This window comes from Leptolyngbya sp. FACHB-36 (assembly GCF_014695955.1).
Classification (GTDB): Bacteria; Cyanobacteriota; Cyanobacteriia; order Leptolyngbyales; family Leptolyngbyaceae; genus FACHB-36.
In genome coordinates, this window is sequence record NZ_JACJPG010000530.1 from 1 (window position 1) to 3,917 (window position 3,917).

A 3,917-nucleotide genomic window follows, 5' to 3' on the forward strand; every position below is an offset into this window, starting at 1 on the left:
CAGCAGGTTGGCATTCAGCCCGGTAGCCCGATTGCGATTCTGGGTCCCGATCCGTCCCATCAAGCGTGGGCGCGGCTGGCACGAGTGCGAATTATTGCTCAAATTCCCAACGCAGAGCGCTTTTGGGCAGTGGGAGCAACGGTGCAATCGGAGGTGCTCAGCGCGATGAAGCAGGCAGGAGCCAGCGCGATCGTGGTGGAATCGTCGGAACGCATACCGGACGAGATTGCGCGATCGCGCTGGCTTCCCATCGGCAGCACAGGCTATTACGCCTACCCATTGCAGCCCTAGGTTGACCGGACACGCTTGTTGAATACCTGTTCTTCACCGAAGCTCAAACAGAGTTATGTCACATCTGATCACGCTGGATACCGTCAATAAAGCGATTTCTTCCGAGAAGAGTCAGCGGTCTGTGCTGCGGGCGGGCTTTTGGACGTTGGCGATCGTGCTGGGAGCGCTGCAAGCCTTGGCGTATCGGTTCACGATCGCCACGATGGACGCGGTTGCCTACCTGGATGTCGGCGATGCCTACGCTAGAGGCGACTGGAGCAACGCGATTAACGGATATTGGAGTCCGCTGTATTCGTGGATTCTGGGATTCGTATTTGCGGTGCTCAAGCCGACGCCCTACTGGGAGTTTCCTACGCTAAAGCTGGTCAATTTTCTGATTTACTTGGGGGCGCTGATCAGCTTTGAGCTGTTTCTGAACGAACTGCTGCGGTGCCGACAAGCGATCGCGGCTTCGACGAGCCGTGAGACGTTTCAGATTCCGGAGTGGGTGTGGCTTGTATGCGGCTACACGCTGTTTCTTTGGACCTCTCTAGCCTGGATTCAGATCCTGACGGATACGCCGGACATGCTGACGATCACGATGATGTACATCGCGGCGGCAATGCTGCTGCGAATCAGCATGGGCAAGCTCAAGTGGTCTAGCTTTGTGGCGCTGGGCGTGGCGCTGGGATTTGCGTACCTGTCGAAAGCCGTCATGTTTCCGATCGCCCTGATTTTTCTGGGTGTGACGCTGTTTGCGGCAGGCAATCTGCGGCGAGCGCTGCCGCGTGTTCTAGTGGCGCTGCTGGTGTTTGGGCTGGTGACTGGACCGTTTGTAACGGCGCTGTCGCTCAGCAAGGGTCGGTTCACGATCGGCGATACCGGCAAAATCAACTACGTCTGGTTCGTTAATCCGGGTGAGCGGCTAATCGAAGACACGCACTGGCAAGGTAGTCCCCAATACGGCATTCCCAAGCACCCAAGCCGTAAGATTCATGACAACCCGGTCGTGTTTGAGTTTGCTACGCCGCTCGGCGGTACCTATCCCTCTTGGACCGATCCGTCGTACTGGTACGACGGCATTAAAGCCAAGTTTGACCTGAACAAACAAATTGCGGTTCTGGTCAAAAATGTTCAGTTTTGCACGATTGAGTTCTTTGCGTTTCTGCTGATTTTCTATCTGATTCTGCTGGCGCTGGGCGGACGGTTTTTACCGAATCGTGCGGCGAAGCAGGCGTGGTGGCTACTGCTTCCTGCCGCTGCGGGTCTAGGAGCCTACATGATCGGAACCGATTTGACGCTGACCTCCTACGACGTGCAGCCGAGTACTCGCTATTTGGCTCCATTCATTGTGCTGCTGTTCACAGGCTGCTTTCTGGCAGTGCGGTTGCCCGACTCGGCGATCGCCCGCAAACGGCTGACAATTGTGGCGCTTGTCGTGGTGCTCATCGCTCATGGGCGACTGCTGGGGTACGCGAAGAGCAACCTTGAAGAGATTCGGATCGGACCACCGCACATGTACTGGGAAACTGTACAAGCTTTGCAGCAGATGGGCATTCAACCCGGCGATCGCGTGGCGATCGAGGGGCGAGACACGCACATCCCGTGGGCGCGTCTCGCGCACGTCAAGATTGTGGCGGAGACTCAGGATGAAGAGAGGTTCTGGGTTTATTCTGCCGCCGATCGAGCCTCTGCCCTTCAGGCTATCCGGGAGACTGGAGCAAAGGTGCTGGTGAGGAAGCGCCCCGTTATAGCGCTGGATGCGGCTAGCCGAGAAGGCTGGCAGCGAGTTGGCAAAACAAAATACTATGCATACCTGTTGCAGAAGTAAGTAGCGCCGAGAGACCGTTTCCTGAGTCATCGTTCACGTTCAATCGCCTGGTAAGACGTTTAGTTAAGTGGTGCCTAAAGCATGGTCAACAACATTCTGGAAACGAATCGTAGTTTTATCGATCCCAACGCAGAGCCTGAAGTCTCGATCGTCATGCCCTGCCTGAATGAGTCGAAAACCCTGCCCGTTTGCATCCGCAAGGCGCAAGAGGCGATCGCCCAGTTGCGCATTCCTGGTGAAGTCGTGATTGCCGACAATGGCTCGACTGATGGCTCCCAGGATCTTGCCAGATCGCTGGGTGCCAGAGTGGTTGATGTGCCCGTTCGCGGCTACGGTGCCGCATTGCGCTGGGGCATCCAAGCTGCAAAAGGACGCTACATCGTTATGGGCGACTCCGACGACTCCTACGATTTCCGCGAAGCTGTTCACCTTGTCGAAAAGCTGATGCTGGGCTACAACTTCTGCATTGGATCGCGGCTGCGCGGTCGAATTATGCCCGGCGCAATGCCCTGGAAAAACCGCCACCTGGGAACTCCAGTGCTGACGTGGCTGGTGAATTTGCTCTATCCCGCTAAGTTCTCCGACGTGAATTCGGGAATGCGAGCGTTCACGAAGAACGCGTTTAACCGGATGAAGTTAGAGTCTGACGGGATGGAGTTTGCTTCGGAGATGCTGGTAAAAGCGGCAGTGCTGGGGCTGCGCGTCACTGAAGTGCCGATTACACTGCACAAAGACGGGCGCGATCGCGCCCCGCACTTGCGCCCGTGGGCAGATGGCTGGCGGCACCTGAAGTACATCCTGCTGTTTGCGCCAAAGTACATCTACTGGCTACCGGGAGCGCTGCTGTTCTTGGTAGGGGCGCTGTTGACGCTGGTGCTGAATTTGTCTCCCAGCGGCGAGTTCGTCTACTTCGGCAATCTGCGATTCAATGACCACTGGATCGTGGTGGCGGCGCTGTCGTGTCTGCTGGGCTATGAGCTTATTCTGACGGGCATTCTGGCGCACTTGTACATGCTGACTCACCGGTTGCAGCAGCGATCGCACCGGATGGACAAACTGGTTAACAGCATCAACATCGAGCGAATTATCTTGCTTGCCGCCGCCATGATTATTGGTGGGCTAATCTTTGAGTTCTCTGTCATCGAAGTTTGGCTCAAGAGTAATTTTGGTCCCATCTCAGGAATTCGCGCGGCTGTCACGGGCATGGTGCTGATCCTGATGGGTGCCCAAACGCTGTTTAGTGGCTTCTTCTATGCGGTACTCGTAGACAAGTACGGCAAGCAGTCGCCCCCACCAGATTGGAGCGTGACGCCGACAGAATCAAAGCCGTCCTGAACCACTGAATGACAGCAGTTCTGCTTAGAGCACCGCTTCTCTAAGCGCGATCATTAAACGTCTACTCAGCATAGACGGAACCATACAGCGCGGCTGGTCAGCTGACCGCCATTCGTTTTGAAATCATTGAGGCGTCACTAGGGGCATCCCTTGGTGACGCCTCAACGGTTTGTTGCATTAGCCGCTGCTCTGATGCGGTACGAATTGTGGCTGAAGACGCTGGTTGACTGACAGAACCTATACCAATTCGGAATTTGCAATTCGCAGTTCGCAACACTCGCTGCGCGGACGCCAGCGATAGAATTGCAACCGCTCGATTTCGTCAACGGTTTAGTCGTTGATCGATCGCTGGGATTCAGAGAATTGGTTTAACAGGCAGGCTCAACTTCAAAAACGATGTAGCGTGAGATACCTACTGGTCTCCCACTATCTCCTCGCAACCTGTATTTTCTCTTGCTCAGGAAGCTGAGCAACAAGACTG

The 3,917-nt window shown here is 55.5% G+C and carries 3 protein-coding genes; all 3 read left to right on the plus strand.

The genetic code is table 11. The annotated features are described in order from the left end of the window. Nucleotides 1-291 (plus strand): hypothetical protein (locus H6F43_RS15270; RefSeq protein ID WP_190343588.1); only part of this gene is annotated, 291 nt, incomplete at its 5' end. Nucleotides 292-346: 55 nt separating this feature from the next. Then, nucleotides 347-2,101: a hypothetical protein gene (locus H6F43_RS15275; RefSeq protein ID WP_190343589.1), complete on the plus strand. Its 1,755-nt coding sequence runs from the start codon at nt 347-349 to the stop codon at nt 2,099-2,101. A gap of 81 nt (nt 2,102-2,182) precedes the next feature. Next, the gene (locus tag H6F43_RS15280; RefSeq protein ID WP_190343590.1) at nt 2,183-3,436 is read left to right on the plus strand and encodes a glycosyltransferase; all 1,254 of its coding nucleotides are present in this window, start codon (nt 2,183-2,185) and stop codon (nt 3,434-3,436) included. Nucleotides 3,437-3,917 lie beyond the last annotated feature (481 nt).

What these genes read in the sequence shown, in the direction of transcription:
- H6F43_RS15275 (WP_190343589.1), top strand. Translation starts at nt 347, where the DNA reads ATGTCACATCTGATCACGCTGGATACCGTCAATAAAGCGATTTCTTCC.
- H6F43_RS15280 (WP_190343590.1), top strand. Translation starts at nt 2,183, where the DNA reads ATGGTCAACAACATTCTGGAAACGAATCGTAGTTTTATCGATCCCAAC.